Annotated in this window: 16 protein-coding genes and 3 pseudogenes; 11 read left to right on the top strand and 8 right to left on the bottom strand. The window is 62.4% G+C overall.

Annotation, left to right across the window (positions count from 1 at the left end; genetic code table 11):
- Both AC0L3P_RS36555 and AC0L3P_RS36550 read left to right on the top strand, forming a co-directional pair.
- Positions 1-435, top strand: a pseudogene (locus AC0L3P_RS36555) (IS21 family transposase); the annotation flags it as partial.
- Positions 436-939: 504 nt separating this feature from the next.
- A complete protein-coding gene (locus AC0L3P_RS36550) occupies positions 940-1,122 on the top strand; it encodes a hypothetical protein (protein WP_473308973.1) in 183 nt (60 codons plus the stop codon).
- An 843-nt stretch (positions 1,123-1,965) separates the two neighbouring features.
- Here AC0L3P_RS36550 and AC0L3P_RS36545 read toward each other — a convergent pair.
- Together AC0L3P_RS36545 and tnpC are read right to left on the bottom strand one after the other, a co-directional pair.
- Positions 1,966-2,553 (bottom strand): LabA-like NYN domain-containing protein, encoded by a 588-nt coding sequence (locus AC0L3P_RS36545; protein WP_473308977.1) that lies wholly within the window; start codon positions 2,551-2,553, stop codon positions 1,966-1,968.
- Positions 2,554-3,403: 850 nt separating this feature from the next.
- A pseudogene (gene tnpC / locus AC0L3P_RS36540) lies at positions 3,404-4,926 on the bottom strand (IS66 family transposase).
- An 88-nt stretch (positions 4,927-5,014) separates the two neighbouring features.
- Here tnpC and AC0L3P_RS36535 point away from each other — a divergent pair.
- From AC0L3P_RS36535 to AC0L3P_RS36520, 4 genes are all read left to right on the top strand, one after another.
- On the top strand, positions 5,015-5,626 hold the full coding sequence (locus AC0L3P_RS36535) for a DEAD/DEAH box helicase (RefSeq protein WP_473308972.1): 612 nt from the start codon (positions 5,015-5,017) through the stop codon (positions 5,624-5,626).
- Between the two features lie 243 nt (positions 5,627-5,869).
- Entirely contained in the window at positions 5,870-6,718 is an 849-nt protein-coding gene (locus tag AC0L3P_RS36530; protein WP_473308971.1) for a metallophosphoesterase, read from the top strand.
- A 760-nt stretch (positions 6,719-7,478) separates the two neighbouring features.
- Positions 7,479-7,898, top strand: coding sequence for a CopG family transcriptional regulator (locus AC0L3P_RS36525; protein WP_473308976.1), 420 nt, complete (start codon positions 7,479-7,481; stop codon positions 7,896-7,898).
- Between the two features lie 4 nt (positions 7,899-7,902).
- A complete protein-coding gene (locus AC0L3P_RS36520; protein ID WP_473308970.1) occupies positions 7,903-9,093 on the top strand; it encodes an extracellular catalytic domain type 1 short-chain-length polyhydroxyalkanoate depolymerase in 1,191 nt (396 codons plus the stop codon).
- Between the two features lie 100 nt (positions 9,094-9,193).
- Here AC0L3P_RS36520 and AC0L3P_RS36515 read toward each other — a convergent pair whose 3' ends face one another.
- Both AC0L3P_RS36515 and AC0L3P_RS36510 read right to left on the bottom strand, forming a co-directional pair.
- The gene (locus tag AC0L3P_RS36515; protein ID WP_473308969.1) at positions 9,194-9,403 is read right to left on the bottom strand and encodes a hypothetical protein; all 210 of its coding nucleotides are present in this window, start codon (positions 9,401-9,403) and stop codon (positions 9,194-9,196) included.
- A gap of 439 nt (positions 9,404-9,842) precedes the next feature.
- Entirely contained in the window at positions 9,843-10,202 is a 360-nt protein-coding gene (locus tag AC0L3P_RS36510; protein WP_094184077.1) for a response regulator transcription factor, read from the bottom strand.
- A gap of 260 nt (positions 10,203-10,462) precedes the next feature.
- Here AC0L3P_RS36510 and AC0L3P_RS36505 point away from each other — a divergent pair.
- The 3 genes and pseudogenes from AC0L3P_RS36505 to AC0L3P_RS36495 all read left to right on the top strand — a co-directional run bounded on the left by AC0L3P_RS36505 (position 10,463) and on the right by AC0L3P_RS36495 (position 11,463).
- Positions 10,463-10,682, top strand: a pseudogene (locus tag AC0L3P_RS36505) (hypothetical protein).
- Between the two features lie 143 nt (positions 10,683-10,825).
- Entirely contained in the window at positions 10,826-10,948 is a 123-nt protein-coding gene (locus AC0L3P_RS36500) for a hypothetical protein (RefSeq protein ID WP_473308968.1), read from the top strand.
- A gap of 47 nt (positions 10,949-10,995) precedes the next feature.
- Positions 10,996-11,463, top strand: a complete 468-nt coding sequence (locus tag AC0L3P_RS36495) for a hypothetical protein (RefSeq protein WP_473308967.1) — start codon at positions 10,996-10,998, stop codon at positions 11,461-11,463.
- 154 nt (positions 11,464-11,617) lie between these two features.
- On the opposite strand, the gene AC0L3P_RS36490 is transcribed toward AC0L3P_RS36495, so the two are convergent.
- Genes AC0L3P_RS36490 through AC0L3P_RS36480 form a run of 3 tightly spaced genes read right to left on the bottom strand, consistent with a single transcriptional unit; the run spans position 11,618 to position 13,344 of the window.
- A complete protein-coding gene (locus tag AC0L3P_RS36490) occupies positions 11,618-12,829 on the bottom strand; it encodes a PepSY domain-containing protein (protein ID WP_473308966.1) in 1,212 nt (403 codons plus the stop codon).
- A gap of 40 nt (positions 12,830-12,869) precedes the next feature.
- The gene (locus AC0L3P_RS36485; protein WP_473308965.1) at positions 12,870-13,088 is read right to left on the bottom strand and encodes a hypothetical protein; all 219 of its coding nucleotides are present in this window, start codon (positions 13,086-13,088) and stop codon (positions 12,870-12,872) included.
- A 1-nt stretch (position 13,089) separates the two neighbouring features.
- Positions 13,090-13,344, bottom strand: a complete 255-nt coding sequence (locus AC0L3P_RS36480) for a hypothetical protein (RefSeq protein ID WP_354065377.1) — start codon at positions 13,342-13,344, stop codon at positions 13,090-13,092.
- Positions 13,345-13,808: 464 nt separating this feature from the next.
- On the opposite strand from AC0L3P_RS36480, the gene AC0L3P_RS36475 reads away from it, so the two are divergent.
- Both AC0L3P_RS36475 and AC0L3P_RS36470 read left to right on the top strand, forming a co-directional pair.
- A complete protein-coding gene (locus tag AC0L3P_RS36475; RefSeq protein ID WP_245289054.1) occupies positions 13,809-14,246 on the top strand; it encodes a hypothetical protein in 438 nt (145 codons plus the stop codon).
- 8 nt (positions 14,247-14,254) lie between these two features.
- Entirely contained in the window at positions 14,255-14,905 is a 651-nt protein-coding gene (locus AC0L3P_RS36470; RefSeq protein ID WP_473308964.1) for a TetR/AcrR family transcriptional regulator, read from the top strand.
- Between the two features lie 19 nt (positions 14,906-14,924).
- Here AC0L3P_RS36470 and AC0L3P_RS36465 read toward each other — a convergent pair whose 3' ends face one another.
- Positions 14,925-15,587: a TetR/AcrR family transcriptional regulator gene (locus AC0L3P_RS36465; RefSeq protein WP_162479041.1), complete on the bottom strand. Its 663-nt coding sequence runs from the start codon at positions 15,585-15,587 to the stop codon at positions 14,925-14,927.
- Positions 15,588-15,931 lie beyond the last annotated feature (344 nt).

Here is a 15,931-nt window from a genome sequence, read left to right as displayed (position 1 = left end):
GTCGAGATCTTCCACAAGGGCGAGCGGATCGCCGCGCATCAGCGCATGAGCGGCAATCACAAACACACCACCGTGCCGGAGCACATGGCCTCCAGCCATCGGCGCTACGCCGGCTGGACCATCGCGCGTATCCGCCAGGACGCCGCCGCGATCGGGCCGGCGACCAGCGCGTTGTGCGACCTCATTCTCGACGAGCGCTCGCACCCCGAGCAAGGCTTCCGCGCCTGCCTCGGCATCCTCAGGCTCGCCGCCTCCTATGGGCGCGAACGGCTGGACGCCGCGGCTGCGCGGGCAATCGACATCGGCGCGCGCACCTATGGTTCGGTCAAGTCGATCCTCGCCAACAATCTCGATCGGCGTTCTGCTCAGCAGCGTTCCGCGGACGATGCGCCGATCCTGGATGCCAACATCCGCGGACCGCGCTACTACAATTAGGAGATCATCCCTTCGAGTGCGCTTTGAGCGCCTTGACGTCGTCCTTCGTGTAGCGGGCGCGCTCGATTTTCTTCTTCACCTGCTTCGCCATGGAACCTCTTCATTTTTCTGGAGTAAGTGCCCCGGGTCGCTGGAGCGAGCGACGACTGGCCCAAGTGTCTGAAGCCTGGACAGGGCCGCCGCCGCAGCCCCCTCCACGAATGGCCCGCAACCAAGACGGCCCCCTTCAGGAGGATTGGTTAGTCGATTCCGTGGGGTGCCGTCCCACGGAAGCGCCGTCCGTCGATGGTGATGGGATGGCCAACGCAACCCGGCAACCTAGTCATATCTGCAAACGTTCCGCGAATTGTATGCAAACGATCCATGCAAATGCTCGGCTTGACTGCAGTGGAATCGTATCGAAATGTCGCGCCCGCGTCTTGTTGTTTCGCGTCGAACTTCGATCAAACCTGAGCGCTCAGCGCTGTAGAATGAGATCCGGCGCCGGGCTCACGGAGGAGACTGATGACCGTCAGCAAATATCAGTTCAGGACCGAACTTCGGCGGCTAATCGAAATCCACATCGGACGTTCGAACACGTTCGAGGACTACGCCGTGGTCACGGGGGAGTTGGAGGAGGCGATGGATCGCCTGAACCTGGAGAGCGAGAAGTTCTCGGACGAGGAGGTCGACGCCTGCGAGTTGTAGCGAGGTGCCTTGCCCCGTTAGACCCAGCCCCGCCGCGCCATCACGCGCTGACCGATTGCCAGTTCGCCCGCCGGTAGAACAGTTGTGAAGCGTCCGATCCCGGCGAACAAGCTGCCAGCCGGGACCTCGGTTGGGTTAAGGTCGATGTTCGAGGTCAGCAGTTGTTACTTGCAAGAGGTCACCGGGTGGTGTGCCCCATTGAAGGGACCGACAAAGGAGCCAACGATAAATAGGTAAATCGAGTAATCGCTATTTCTGCGCTCAATGACCTAGAGCCGAAGCCGCCAGATGCTCCCAGTACTCTGCCTCTGCGAGCAGCTTCCAGCTTCTTTCAGGATCCCACGCGGCACTCTGGGGCAAAGTGACGCCATCGCGCGAAAGCGGCGCATAGTTTCCATCCCTAATCTCCCTATTTCTGTTTTCCACCTTATTTTTTTATGTTGCGATAGAGTCATCATCATTATGAGACAGAATTAATTTGGCGCCAATCGGCAGCCAAGTGACGCTCCGATAGCGCGTGTGAGCGGCACCATTTTCGTTTTGAGCTTCACATCAGTTTCGAATGCTACTTGGGTGCTTCGGAGCGCGCAAGTCCGGGCATCAAGGCGATGCGCCGCTAGGGGTAGGCTTAGCTTAGGAGCGTGACCGGTCAGCAACACGCCCGTGCAAAGTGGCGCGAGCCGGCGCCCAACGTTACAATCCGAACCGACTGACAGCGGAGAATCTTCTCCAATTACTCCATTGCGAGCACGCAAAGCTTACTTGCGATCAGCCCGGCGCAAATGCCGGGCTTATTCGCTAGGGATCCTCATTCTCGCTCGGGATCAATTCTCGTGAACGCTGTCATTTCCCTTCGGCCCCGCGACGGGACGCTCCGGGACCTGCTGCGGTGATGACCGCGCGTTCGGAGGGATCGCGGCCGATCTTGGCTTGGAGCTCGATGAGATCGGTGAACACGTCGGCCTGGCGGCGCAGCTCGTCCGCGATCATCGGCGGCTGGCTCGCGATCGTGGAGATGACGGTGACTTGAACGCCGCGGCGCTGTACCGCCTCCACCAGGTACCGGAAGTCGCCGTCACCGGAGAACAGCACCATTTGGTCGATGTGCTCGGCGAGTTCCATGGCATCGACAGCGAGCTCAATATCCATGTTGCCCTTGATCTTGCGCCGGCCGCCGGCGTCAACGTACTCCTTGGTCGGCTTAGTGACGACGGTGAAGCCGTTATAGTCAAGCCAGTCGATCAGCGGACGGATCGAAGAGAACTCTTGGTCCTGGATAGTCGCCGTGTAGTAGAACGCGCGCAGAAGCGTACCGCGGCTCTGAAATTCGCTCAGCAGGCGTTTGTAATCTATATCGAAACCGAGCGTCTTGGTGGTCGCATAGAGATTGGCTCCGTCGATGAAGAGCGCAATCCTGTTGAGAGACGACATTGTAATCTCGGAAGCACGAAGTGCCATGCTGCGGGGAATACGAACCCGCCAATGAGGCGGCCCTTCCAAAGCTTTCATCAAAGCCGGAGCTTCCGATGCTATACCGGGGTCCTTTAACCTTCAAACGGTTTGCTCCGACCGAAATTAATCCGTAACTCCGCAAGGCAAGGAAAATTCCAACTGGCGGCATTGAGGGGCATGTCCGCGACTTGTGGATTGGGTCAACGCGTTCGACTATTCTCGACTGGCCGGAATTGTTGTGCAGCGCAATGCCTGACCAATTCGAATTCTTTGATATTGCCTTTGAACGGCGAAGCCGAAGGTGGACTTGGCGCGTGTGCACTTGCGAAAAAATGACCGTGATGTCAGGACGGGAGACCAGCAGAGCCGCCGCCAGGTACAAAGCAGCGAGGGCGCTTTTTCTGATGCTGCTCTCGGCTCCCTACCGATCGTCGAGATCGAACGCGTGCAACAGGGGGCCGGCTCAAACGGCAAAACCTTCGCCCAACTAAGGAGCTGCCGCGCTGAGGTCTCAGAACTGGCCCATTAAGCGGCTGAAGGCGGGATGTGCTCAATTCTTTACCTTGACCCAGTCGCAGGTTCGCGGCGGGTACCGTCGCTCGCGGTGCTTGGAGACCAAACCCTCAAGGCCCATACGAGACGCCGCATCGAACAGGCTTGATCCGATCTCGCCGCGCTCGATGGAGCCACGGCCTGCGGTTCTGCGGGTCGAAGGGGCAGAGGAGCGTCCTGCGATCGCATACGATTTTGGTAAGCGCGATTTTCTCCGCACGGTGACGCCCGCGCTTTTGACGGATGGCCTTCGTATCGAGGGCGGCATCTGACCCGTTCAGGCGGCGGTTTTGGGGAAGTTGAAGGGCAGCAGGTCGGTAATATCGGCGTCGTCGGCGCGCTGAGGCAATCGGTGAGCACGTGGCGCAACCAGGCTAACGGCTCGACGCGTGAGGCGCGGCAGGTCAGCATCAGACTGTAGACGACGGCACTGGCCCTGGCTCCCTCGACGGTGTCGCTGAACAGCCAGCTCTTTCTGCCAGTGGCAAAGATTCTGATACCGCGCTCCAGGAGATTGTTGTCGATCGGCATCCTGCCGTCTTGCGTGTAGCGCGTCAGATATTCCCATTGGTTCAGAGTGTAGGATACGGCATCGCCAAGCTTGCTGTCGGGCAAGACCTTCGGGGCGATTTGATCGAGCCATTCCTTGAGGGCGTTCAGGACGGGAATGCTGTGTTGCTGGCGGAAGCGGCGAATGCATTGATCTGGTTTTTCGTCCCGCGCCTGCCTTTCAACCCGGTAAAGCTGTTCGAAGAACCGCAGCGCCTGCTCTGGCGGGCCGCCGCCCTTCTTCCTCGCCTTGAGGGCATCGACAAAGCGCCGTCGGGAGTGGGCCATGCATCCAATGTGGGTGGCCCCTTCCAGCGTGCGCCATGCGGTATAGCCGTCACTCATCACGATGCCACGGTAATCGCCGAGGAACGCCTGCGGGTGGATCTGGCCGCGGCCCGGCTGATAATCCAGAAGAACGATGGGCTCGTGACTGCCCTGGCCGCTGCGATAAGCCCACATGTACGATGTGCTGGTGGCTTTTTTGTCCTTCTCCTTGAGGACCTGAACCGTCGTCTCGTCGCCATGGATGAGAGGTTGCAATCTGAGCCGCAGCTTCAGGGCGTCTGAGATGCGATGCAGATGCTTCTCGCTCGAGCCGATCACCCAATGACCCAAAGCGCCGCGGCTGACCGGAACACCTGCGCGTTCGAAGGCCTGCGCCAGACGGTAGAGCGGCGTGCCATCGACATATTTGTGAACCAGCGCGAACGCCAGCGTTGAGGCCGTGGCAACGCTGCCCGGCAAGGGCTGCGTCGGCATCGGCGCGGTCACGACAGGGGCATTGATCCCGGTGCGATCGCAATGGCGGCACCCATATTTGAAGCGCACATTCTGTAAAACCTTCGCCTTCACCTCGATATGAAGTTGCTCGGTGACAGTCTCGCCCATGCGATGCATCTGGCCACGGCAGCAAGGACACGCCTTCTGATCGTCGGGCAGGTCATACTCGACCCGCTCACGCGGCAGGTTCGCCGGCAGCGGTCTGCGGCCGCGCTTCTTTCCCGTTGTGCTTTCGACGGGTGGCAAGCCCGTGTCCGCGGCGAATTTCTCGATGCGATGCGCGCTGCTGCCCACGTCGGAGGTGCGACCGCGTGGTTGTGGGCGCGACCGGACGCCTCGCACACCGTTGATGTCCTCTTCATCGACGAAGCAGCTCAGATGTCGCTTGCAAACGTGCTTGCGGTGTCGCAGGCCGCCGACAGTGTGGTCCCACTGGGTGACCCGCGACAACTCGAGCAGCCCATTCAGGGTAGCCATCCAGACGGAGCAGAGGTTTCCGCCGCTGGATCATATCCTCGGAGCTCACGCGACAATTCCGCCTGAACCCGGTCTATTCTTGCCCGAGACTTCGCGCCTGCATCCGACCATCTGCGCCTTCAATTCGGAGCTCTTTTATGAAGGCCGCCTCTTTTCGCGACCGGGTTTGGAGAACCAGAAAGTAAAATCGAAAGGGAGGCTAAACGGAGCGGGGCTCTGCTACCTGGCGGTCGAGCACTCCGGTAATCAAAGCTCTTCGCAGGAAGAGACCGACGCGGTTTGCGATCTGGTGAAAGATATTCTGGGGGCGGGTGCGACTTGGGTCGATCGAAACAGTGTCGAGGCCGCTAGTGGGCTGGAGGACATTCTCATCATCGCTCCCTACAATGCACAGGTCTTCGAGCTCCAAGAGCGTATTCCGGGCGCGCGCATCGGCACCGTAGACAAATTTCAAGGGCAGGAGGCGCCGATCGTCATCTACTCCATGACAACCTCCAGCCACGCCGACGCGCCACGCGGGATGGACTTCCTCTACAGCCCGAACCGGCTGAATGTGGCGACCTCGCGGGCAAGGTGCCTGTGCGTGATCGTCGCATCACCACGATTGTTCGAAGCAGAGTGTCGGACTCCGAGACAGATGCAGCTTGTCAACGCCTTCTGCAGATTCGTCGAGTTGGCGCGGCCGCTGTGATCAGGTGTCATTTGTGGAGGGTCGGTCGAGGGAGTCCAGGGTGCACGGACACGTCTGGCTAGTTGATGACCCGCTCCGAGACCACACCGGCGCGGCGGTACTCGAGGTGGAGGCGCGTCTCGATCATTCGCAGTTCATGCAGGTGGTCGTCTTGACAATTTATGCGAATGCCGCCGCAAGCGCCGCTAAACACCGACTGTTCGTCGACCTCAATCCCGCCGCTTCGTCTTTGGGACGCGTGACATGCGCCTCTGGCCAATAAGCGATCTGCATCTAGAACTGACCAGGGGATGGGACCTTCCGGAGAAGCGGCCGGAGTTCGACGTCATGGTCGTGGCCGGCGATCTGGTGCCGCGTATGGACCGCGGCGTTCGTTGGTTGCGGGAGCGCATACCGGACAAGCCGGTGGTTTACATCGCGGGCAACCACGAATTCTACGGCGTCGATGAAACCCGGACGGTAGAGAAGGCGATGGAGGCTGCGCTCGGCACAAACATTCACGTGCTTCAAAATCGGAGCGTCACGCTGGAGGACCACGCTGGGACCGTGACATTCGCCGGTGCAACGCTGTGGACCGACTTCCTGCTGCGCGGTGACCAGCGGCGCGCGATGCTCGTTGCCGCAACGCGGATGAACGATTTCCGGAAGATTCGGACCGGGAACTACAAGCAGCGTTTCACGCCTTCGCATGCGTTGCTGCGACACCAGCAGTCTCGAGCTTTCCTGGAGTCGGAGATGCGCAAGTGCAGGGAGCACGGCCACCGGTTGGTGATCGTGACCCATCACTCGCCGCTGCCCGACCCTCCGGATGAACGCCCCGATCCGGCGGTCCACTTGTCCGAAGACGAGGTGCTGGACGCCGCCTTCCGGAGCGACCTGACGGCCCTGATGGGCCCGCCACCTCCGGCTGAGGTGATGAGCGAAATGCATCCGGCGGATGTTTGGCTGTTCGGCCATACCCACGAATTCTTCGATGCCAGAGTTGGTCTCACCAGGGTGGTTTCGAACAGCAAGGGTTACGGGCCTTGGCCGCCCAAGGAGAGCCGCTGGGAAAATCCCCGCTTCGACCCCAACTTTATTCTCGAAGTGTGAAGGGGGGCCGAAAATCTACGCGCCCAGAACGCCGCGGACCGGCACCGCCTTCGCCCGCCTCAATGCGGGCCGGCGGGGGATTCCAGATCGATCCCGAGCGACACCTCGCCGATCGTGCCCGGCGCCCAGCCGACGCCGCCCGCACAAGCAGCCGCTTGTCCTCGGCATGTACTCCAGCCTTGGCAAATGGTGTTTCGAGGCCCTCGGCGCAGAGCTCGGTCGCGCGCTGCAGGATTTTTCCGATGTCGCGGATCTGCATGGCGGAGCGGCCGAACTCGCCCAGCAGGGACTGCTGCCGCAGCCGGTACGGCAGCTCCTGCCTGGTGACCTCGGTGGCTCGGCTGGGAGCCGCTACCGACTCCTTCCCCGGGGGGATGGGCATTGGCCAAGTCCTATCGAATGAGATCGCGACGCAGGGCGCTTGGAAACTAGCATGCCGCTGTCGGCAGAACAGCGATTTCGAGCGGACGGCGCAGCAGCTCGGCGAGCCAAAAGTGGCCGCGTTCGCAATCAGTTCGACAGATGAGCAGGAGCCAACGGCGGACTGACGAAGTCCGGTGCGGCCAACGCCGGGGCTAGGCCTCCGTGCAGGCCGGCGGCTCCGTCCTTCATGTGGAAATCCGGGCGGCGGCAGATCGCATCCGATTTCGAAGCCCGCAGCAGCGGCTAGGGACGGTTTGCCGTCGTCCTTGAAACTGCGCGACTAGCACCCACTTACCATCCGGACACCATCCAATTGGATGGTGAGATGGATGTATCCATGACCGACAATGTACGCGAACTGCGACCCCGGGCCTCCGAAAGCGAGAAGATCACGATCAACCTGGGTTATGTCGACCTCGGCCATGTCGATCTCATGGTGCAGGAAGGGTTCTACTCAAACCGCACCGATTTCATCCGGACGGCGATCCGGAACCAGCTCGAGCGGCACGCGGATGTGGTCAAACAGTCGACGGCCCGGAAGAGTCTGGAACTCGGGCTGCGGAATTATGCCCGCGTCGATCTCGAAAGGGCACAGCGCGCCGGCGAGATGCTGCACATCAACGTTCTCGGTCTGGCGACCATTGACCAAGACGTCACGCCCGAGTTGGCCCGCGCCACAATTGCCTCGGTCTCGGTGCTCGGAGCCCTTCATGCCACCCCCGCGGTCAAGGCCGCTCTCGCCGACAGAACGAGGTGAAACGATGCTGAATCCAGATATGGTTCGCGAAGCAACCCGCCTCACGCGTGCCGGTCAACTGGTCGAGGCCACTGCACTCCTGCAGCGAATGCTGCGCGGCGATGGCGCCCCCGCAGCGACAAGAGGCGGTGCTGTGCATGTCAAGCCGGCGAGGCTCGAGCCGCCCACAATCGACCTGAAGGCCAACGTCGTCGAGGAGAGGGAGAGAAGCCAGTCCACGCGGGCAACTTCTGCCCAAACGCGCAAATGCCCTGCGCCATTCGGCGGCATGAAAGATCTTTCCGGATTTAGCCTGCCAAGTCCGGTCGGACGCGCTCCACCGTCCAAAGGACATATCGCACCAGACGGCACAAGGTTCGTCGCTGCCAGCTTCAGCAACGCGGCGGGAAGCCGGACCTACAAGCTGTTCATCCCGAGCCGCGCTGATGGAGGACCGCGTCCGCTCATCGTCATGCTTCACGGCTGCACCCAGTCACCGGACGATTTCGCAGTCGGCACCCGGATGAATTTCTTGGCGGAAGAGCAGAACTGCTTCGTCGTCTATCCAGAGCAGCCACGCGGAGCCAATCAGGCGAAATGCTGGAACTGGTTTCGCACGGGCGACCAGCAGCGGGATGGCGGCGAGCCTTCGCTGATCGCGGGCATCACCCGCAAGATCATGCGGGATCACGGCATTGACCCGAAACGAGTCTACGTAGCGGGCCTGTCAGCCGGCGGGGCCGCCGCCGCCATCATGGGCGCGACCTACCCCGACTTGTACGCTGCGGTCGGCGTCCACTCGGGTCTGGCGTGCGGGGCGGCGAGCGATCTTCCTTCTGCGTTCGCGGCGATGCGGCAGGGCAGTGCACCCAGAGCTATCGCGGAGGCTTGCTCTCCGGTGCCCACAATCGTCTTTCATGGCGACGGCGACACCACCGTGCATCCGGTCAACGGTGAACGGGTTCTCGATCGGCCCGGCGAAGCCGAGGGCCAGAAAGCCAAGGTGGTTCGCGGGCGAGTGCCCCACGGGCACGCGTATACCCGCACCATCCTCACCGATGGAGGCAGCTTGGCGATGTCCGAGCACTGGATCGTCCACGGCGCCGGCCATGCCTGGTCGGGAGGCAGTCCTGCCGGGTCCTACACCGATCCGCGCGGGCCGGACGCGACCAGGGAGATGCTGCGTTTCTTCCTCGAGCATTCGCTTGCTGGTTAGACGAGCTTCACCGTTGAGACAGGACGGCCTGAATTTCGGCGCTCGCCGGATCTCCGGTTTGACTGAACGCGAGGGAGCGGCTGGCCGGGGAGGCCTGAAGTCAGGTTTCGCCCGGTCCGGCGAAGACGGAAGCCGGCGGCGTGGTGCGCGGGACCGGCAGCGGTCGTTCGGTTGCTGCTGATCGCGCGGTGCCGCCCTTGGCGTCGTACCGCTTGGCGAGATCTAGAAGACGACGTCGGGTGAACGGGTCGGCCTTCTCGGCGAGGGCCCGGAGCCGATGGGCGAGACCCTGATAAAATTCCTGCTCCATGACGCACCCCCACAACATCACTCCCCAGAGTTGAGTAGCCTGCGGTCGTGGAGTCAAGCGCGCCGACGCCGCGGCATTTTCCGCGAACCGCCTTGAGATCGCAATGTCGGCGGACGTAGACTGGCCGGCGCAGGGGAAATCAGATGCCAGTGTTCGATCCCGTCCGGAAGGCGTGCCAGGCGTGCGGCAGGCCTATGAAGGCTGTGCCCGACGATGCTCGAGAGGGTAGGTCGCGGTATGTCTGCGCCAACTGCGACCACGACCCGCTGCACGACCCGGCGGCCCTCAAATGGGCTGGCAGTCCGCTTCGCCCGCCGGCGAAGTGAGCGGGATCCGCGCGACGCCGATCGTTCGGACGTCCAGTGGCAGGGTGGGCCGCTCTGGCGTGCGCTCCTCCCGGAGCGAGCGTTAGGACGAAAGCGAGCAGCCGGCTCCGCCGTCAATTCGGCGAAGCGCGCCTGCGCATGGTTTTCACGGCTCTGACGATGTCCGCCGGATCATAGGGCTTCTGCAGGACCAGACTGCCGGATACCGGACGCGGCGCGACGGGCGAAAAACCGGTGGCGTAGATCACCGGGAGATCGGGATCCTGCTCGCGCCAACGTTCAGCGATCTGCCACCCGTCGACACGCCCGGGCAGCCTGACGTCTGTGACGAGCACGTCGGCGACCTGCCTCCCGCACCATGCCAGCGCGTCTTCGCCATTGGCCGCATGGATGACCTGGTAGCCCTCTTCCCGCAGAGCCTCCACCACGAATTCGCGTATGAGGGGGTCGTCCTCGACGACGAGTATTCGCACAGGCGACTCCTCGAATCTTCGATCTTGATGCCTGTCTGCGAACGGCCGAAGCTTTGGAGCGTTCCCGCAAACCCCCTCGCGTTCATCGCACGTCCGGCCGGTCGATCGAGCGGGTCTTTGGGATTCGACGATGCTCGAGGGGGCGTCCGGGAAGCCAAGCGTGCCGCACGCGGTATTCGGCCAGCATTCGCCGTCCGCAGCGGAACGGCCTTGCTCCATGCGACTTGATTCTCCCAAGCGCCTCAGCTCGGAGAACGATCATGAAAACAATCCTAGCCATCACCTGCCTGTCCGTACTCGCCTTGGCGTCACCGGCGGAAGCCAAAGGATGCATCAAGGGCGCCATCGTCGGCGGCGTCGCCGGCATGTAGCAGGCCATGGCAAGCTTGGCGCCGCGGCGGATGCGTGATCGGACATCACGAAGCCAACAAGCAGAACCCGAACAACTCGAACGCCCAGGCTCCCTCGGGGCAGAAGTAGAGCGGGCGCCCGGGCCTCGTCGTGAAGATCAGATCACATTCCGAGAGCCACATCGTCGAGCTCGACGATGGCTCGCGCTGGCGAATATTCCCTGGCGATCTCGATCTGACGCTGAACTGGAAGCCGAGACGGACATCGTCGTCATGCCGGCTGACGACGATTTGAGTTCTTACGTGCTGGTCGGCGGAGATGCAAAGGTCCGCGTGATCGCGGACGTCGAAAGCTGGCCGGTACGTGAGGTCAAGTCGGCGCTGAAGGAAGGATAGGACCGGGCTTCGCCGGTTCGGCGGAACGCGACCCGGAGGGAAATGCAATGAACGCAACGATGGCGGCTCTTGCCTTGGCACTCGCTGCCTCGACAGTGACGGTATCGGCGCAACCGGTGAGATGGACCAAGTACACCATCTCGCAGACTGGCACCTCTGTAGATTTCCCTGCCTCGATCTTCACGGAAGAAGCCGGCCAACCCGACGGGTACGGGCAGCGATTCCGAACCGCAGACGGCCGCGCCGACCTCACGATCCAGGCTGCTCCCAACCTTGAGAACGATTCACCCGCCGCCTTTCTCGCCAAGAAGCATCCACCTTCCCGCATCCAGTACAAGCGCGTGACGTCGCGCTTCTTCGCGGTTTCCAGCTACAAGGGGGACAAGGTTTTTTACGACCGCTGCAACTTCTCCGGGCGGCTGGTCCATTGCGTGTTGATCAACTATCCCGCCGAGGAAGAGCATGCCTGGGACGACGTCGTCACCCGCATAAGCCTATCCCTCAGCGGCAAGTAGGTCGTACCGGGTTCCTCCGTGGCCGCGCACTCTGAGCGCACTCAGATCGTCCGGCACGTCTTCGAACACGCGGATGAGCTCGGCCTCCGGCCGACGCGGATTGGCTAACGGCACAGGCACGCCGTCGACGATCGCATACGACCGGTGCTGCGGCCTAGCGGTGCGTTGGCTGCCGCCCGGCCTTGGGCGGCTCGAGCAGGACTTCCTTCAAACGATCGCCGGTGGCGACGACGACAACGAAATTGAGTTTGCCGTCCTGTTTCATCAGCCCGCCAGCACGCGCTTTTCCCTCCGCCGCTTTCTCCGCGACCCGCACCGCATCCGACAGCTCCTGCTTGATCCACTTCAGGGCGACGACCTTGGCCAGATCTTCTCGATCGAGTTCCTTCAATGACGATGCGATCTCGCGCTGCGACACGCTCCCGGTGCTCGCATCAATCACGTTCTCGTAGATATGCTCGTTCTTGACCGTGCGTACGCGGTAGACGGGCGGACCAGATATCTCGAAGTTGACGTCAGCGGTCCTTGAGCCGTCGTGCAAGCGCTCGGGGATCGTCATCGCCTGATACAGCGGCACGCGGGTGGTATGGAACTGCTCAATCACTCGGCGGATGGCCGCTTCGTCGACATCGTCCTGCGCGGCAGCGCTTTGCTGTGCAGCGTCGGAAGGAGCTTGGGTGATGTCGGCCATCGCTCCCGTCCCGGTCAGGGCGGCGGAGCAAACCATGAGGGCAAGCAACTGCATCTTTGGCATCGGATAAGTCCTGTTGTGGTCTGCAAAACATGGCTGGTGGGTTAGTTCGGCGCCGACGCATACCGGCAATGACGGCGCTCGCGGATCGATGAACCGCAGGCACCAAGGCTGTTTAGCGAAAGCAGAATGCGGAGCGTGCCGCCGCTTTACGGGATGGGCTCGAGCGAGTTTACGCTCTCGCGCCCCGATCTCCTCTCGACCGGCGGTTTGGCCTGCGTGGTCGTGAACGTCAGGCTCCGATTGCGCCAGGTTTTGCCGAAGGCGCAGATCAGTCGGCTGCGTCGGAGTTTCGTCGCTACTTTCGAGGTGAGCTTCGGGCTGCCCCGCTAGACCGTCGGCGATGTCGTGCTCGGCAGCCCTCACGCGCAGTCCGAACCCGCTGGTATCGATGACGACCGCCTCCGGTGCCTTGGTGTCGGAGCGGATCCGGATCGGCGGCAGCGCAGAACGCGAGTCCGTGAGTGGGCTCGGCGCAGGAGCAGGCAGCGCCCAACCGGCTGCCAAAAGCAGCAAGAGCAGCGCGCCTCCGACCCAGAAAAAATAGCCCCGCAGGGGTAGCTCCGGTTCGACGAGGCCGCTCGCATTTCGTGACAGCATGGATTGCCTGCTCATGGCAGCTCGATCCTGGACATGGCACGAGACCTTCTCATTGTCAGATGCCCCAAGGTCGCGGATGCCGGCGCGCGAGCTGGGCATCGAGATAACCGCGCTCGTCGATCCATTCGACCGGGCAATAGGCCGTGGCTTTTGGATCGATCGCGTGCCCGTCGCGCTTGAGGTCGGTGCGCGTGCCCGTGAGGCCGGTCCACACCGGATGGCCAGTGGCCGGATCCAGGTGCATGACGTCGAAGACTTCGATCACGCCGAGCATGTCAGAATTTCCGCCAGGATTGTCGTGGGGTGCAACCGAGCGTCGTCGAAGGCATCCGGAGCCCGGTCGGCTCGCCACATCGCAGGGGCGCGGGCTCCCGGTCGGCAAGCTCGTGAAGCCAGGCGAGTGCCCCGATGGTCACCGTCAGCAGCAGGCTCATGCCCACGAGCGACAAGGCGACGATGAAATTGAGAGATGCGAGTGCGATTCCGGGCCAGGGATTTTCCCTTGCGAGCGTCAACAGCAGGCTTGACATCGTTCCACCGTTAAATAAACTATACCGTATATTTCGCATACCGCATGGGTCGCGAAAGTGTCAAGTGCAGAGACTCACAAGCGCGTGTTCGCGCTGCTCGGCCGCGGGGCTTCGGGCCGAGCGACGCTGCGCCGTCGAATGAATCAACCGGTGAAAGGGATCGGATATGTTTAGGAAGCGAGCAGCGCTCGTCGGTGTGACGTTAGTTTCAGTGGCCAGTGCGGCGTTCGCGCAGGAGGACCGGGGCACGGCCGCGCAAAGGGCCGCCTGCGCGCCTGACGCGTTTCGCCTATGCATCGGCTACATTCCCGACCCCACCGGTGTGGAAGCCTGTCTCCGGCAAAGAAGGTCGGACCTGAGCGAAGCTTGCGGGGCCGTCTTCGACCAGGCAGCCGCCGCTGCAGCCTCGATCAGAACGATGGAAGCGCGTCGGCATCGCGGCGCAAAAGATGAGGAGTGATCGCATGAACACGATCTATTTCCCCGCTTTCGCCGCGTTCGGAGGCTCGGCCTTCGGAGCGATTTCCACGATCGTCACGGGGTGGGCGACCCGCCGTCGGAGGGTCCGCGAACGCCATCATGCTCACGCGTTCGTCAAACGTGAAAAGCTGTATCGATGCTTCATCGAGGAGGCGTCCCGGCTGTATGCGGACGCGCTTACCAGCGACAAATCCGAGATTCCGGCTCTGGTGAATCTCTATGCGCTGATCGGGCGCATGCGGATACTGTCCGACGACGAGGTGGTCCATGCCGCAGAGCGGGCGGGACGGCTGATCATCGAGACCTACCTGGCACCGAACACCTCGTTCGTCGACCTGCCGGGCTTCCTCGAAGAGATGGATCCGCTGCGTGAATTCGGCGAGGCTTGCCGCCGCGAGGTGCAGGCAATTCCGCCGCATTGAGCCCGAAGATGAACAAGACCCAGGCATCCCCGGGCGGATCGCCGTGCCCTCCCGAAAGAATCGTGCAGGCCGCCATTCGACTGTACCGGGCCATCGGCTATCGGAAGACGACCGTTGCGGACATCGCTCGCAGCGCCTCCATGTCCCCGGCAAATATCTATCGGTTCTTTCCTTCCCGCCAGGCGGTAGAGGAGGCCGTGGTGGCAGGACTCCTCGGCGAGATGTGCGCCGATGCGGGAATCGAGGCCCGCAGCGGTGTCTCGAGCGAAGAGCGCCTGGAGGCCGCTTTTTGGGCGATCTGCCAGCGGCATGAACATAGGCTGGCGCACGATGCGAGGCTGCACGAGCTGGTGATTGCAGCAGGACAAGCGGATTGGCCGGTCGTGTTGTCCCATGCCGACACGGTCCGCGGCCTGGTCCGGTCGATCATCGCGGCCGGGCAGGCGAGTGGCGAGTTTCGGGCAGGGAGCCCGACGGCGCTGGCCCGCTGCACGTGTGAGGCAATGGGTGCATACCTCGATCCGTCGCGCATGAGAACGATGGCTGGTAGGGCGGCCTTCGACGAGATGATGAGCTTTTGCTCGGGCGCGCTCCGCAGCGCCGCGCCGGCGCAGGTCGCCAGCCAGCCGCTGCACTACCGCGCGACGTGCCGCGCCTAGCGGCTGGCGAAGGTGCGGTTCAAGGCGTCCAATCCGCCTCGCACGCCGAGAGGAAGAACCGGACGCGTTCCCGCACGAAAGACGGCAACTCCCGTCGCAAGTCTTTCGGCGTTTCTCCCACCAGTGAACGGAAAAGCATCGGGAGCAGGATCAGATCCAGGAAGATCTGAGCGGTGGCGATGCTGCGCTTGCCCGTGAAGGGACCTTTCGGTGCGCGTGCGACCTTCTGGGTCGTCTCGTTCAGCAGTTGAGAAATGGCGCCGACGGAACGATCCCGCGCGGCGTCGTGGACGTTGCGGCTCAACTCCGGGAAACGCTGCGCTTCCGCGATGGTGGCGCGAACCATCCCCAGAGATTCTTCGATTACCTTCTCCACGATCGCGGTGCCTAGGCTCATGAGCTTGTCCTGCAGGGTGCGGCCCTCCGGCTCGAAGCCTTCGAAATCCGACAGGCCGCTGATGGTCCGGGCCACCACCGCCGCGAACAGCGCCTCCTTGCCCTGGAAATGCGCGTAGATCGTCGGCTTGCTCGCAGGGGCCAGTTCGGAAATGTCGTCGATGCTGGCGCTGCGGTAGCCCTTGTCGAGAAAAAGCTGCTGGGCCGCATCGAGGATCCGGGCCTGGACGTCGCCGGCGAATTCCTTCGCCGGCCGGCCCCGTTTCGGGGTGGTCTTCTTCGTCATCGACGGTCTCCCAATCACGAGTCTGTGCGTACGCAGAAGCCACTTGACATAGGCGGCACTGAAAGGCAAGAAAAAGAAAATATACGGTATAGTTTGATTAATGCTTTGCAGCGCCTTCGGGTGATCGGGGCCGCAAACGCCTGCGCGCCGCGGCCGATCATCCGATCCACTTCAGGAGAACGCAGTGCCGGTTTTGAGCCAAGATTCGCATCGTCTGCCGGAAGGCGTCCTGTTGCGGGAGTCGCATCACAGGGTCGCGGACGGCGTCGCCTCGGCGCTCGATCTGGTCTCGGCTGCGATCGTCCGGGCCGAAGGGGCCGAAGCGAAGGCCGCCTTGAACGACG

The sequence above is a fragment of the Bradyrhizobium sp. WSM4874 genome (genome assembly GCF_055811835.1).
The sequence above is the reverse complement of the archived record's forward strand: the minus strand, read 5'-3'. Positions and strand labels throughout refer to the sequence as shown.

Excerpts from the sequence above, each read along its gene's own strand:
- AC0L3P_RS36550 (WP_473308973.1), top strand. The coding sequence starts at position 940 with ATGACCGTCAGCAAATATCAGTTCAGGACCGAACTTCGGCGGCTAATC.
- AC0L3P_RS36545 (WP_473308977.1), bottom strand. The coding sequence starts at position 2,553 with ATGTCGTCTCTCAACAGGATTGCGCTCTTCATCGACGGAGCCAATCTC.
- AC0L3P_RS36530 (WP_473308971.1), top strand. The coding sequence starts at position 5,870 with ATGCGCCTCTGGCCAATAAGCGATCTGCATCTAGAACTGACCAGGGGA.
- AC0L3P_RS36525 (WP_473308976.1), top strand. The coding sequence starts at position 7,479 with ATGACCGACAATGTACGCGAACTGCGACCCCGGGCCTCCGAAAGCGAG.
- AC0L3P_RS36520 (WP_473308970.1), top strand. The coding sequence starts at position 7,903 with ATGCTGAATCCAGATATGGTTCGCGAAGCAACCCGCCTCACGCGTGCC.
- AC0L3P_RS36515 (WP_473308969.1), bottom strand. The coding sequence starts at position 9,403 with ATGGAGCAGGAATTTTATCAGGGTCTCGCCCATCGGCTCCGGGCCCTC.
- AC0L3P_RS36500 (WP_473308968.1), top strand. The coding sequence starts at position 10,826 with ATGCCGGCTGACGACGATTTGAGTTCTTACGTGCTGGTCGGCGGAGAT.
- AC0L3P_RS36495 (WP_473308967.1), top strand. The coding sequence starts at position 10,996 with ATGAACGCAACGATGGCGGCTCTTGCCTTGGCACTCGCTGCCTCGACA.
- AC0L3P_RS36490 (WP_473308966.1), bottom strand. The coding sequence starts at position 12,829 with ATGAGCAGGCAATCCATGCTGTCACGAAATGCGAGCGGCCTCGTCGAA.
- AC0L3P_RS36485 (WP_473308965.1), bottom strand. The coding sequence starts at position 13,088 with ATGCTCGGCGTGATCGAAGTCTTCGACGTCATGCACCTGGATCCGGCC.
- AC0L3P_RS36480 (WP_354065377.1), bottom strand. The coding sequence starts at position 13,344 with ATGTCAAGCCTGCTGTTGACGCTCGCAAGGGAAAATCCCTGGCCCGGA.
- AC0L3P_RS36475 (WP_245289054.1), top strand. The coding sequence starts at position 13,809 with ATGAACACGATCTATTTCCCCGCTTTCGCCGCGTTCGGAGGCTCGGCC.
- AC0L3P_RS36470 (WP_473308964.1), top strand. The coding sequence starts at position 14,255 with ATGAACAAGACCCAGGCATCCCCGGGCGGATCGCCGTGCCCTCCCGAA.
- AC0L3P_RS36465 (WP_162479041.1), bottom strand. The coding sequence starts at position 15,587 with ATGACGAAGAAGACCACCCCGAAACGGGGCCGGCCGGCGAAGGAATTC.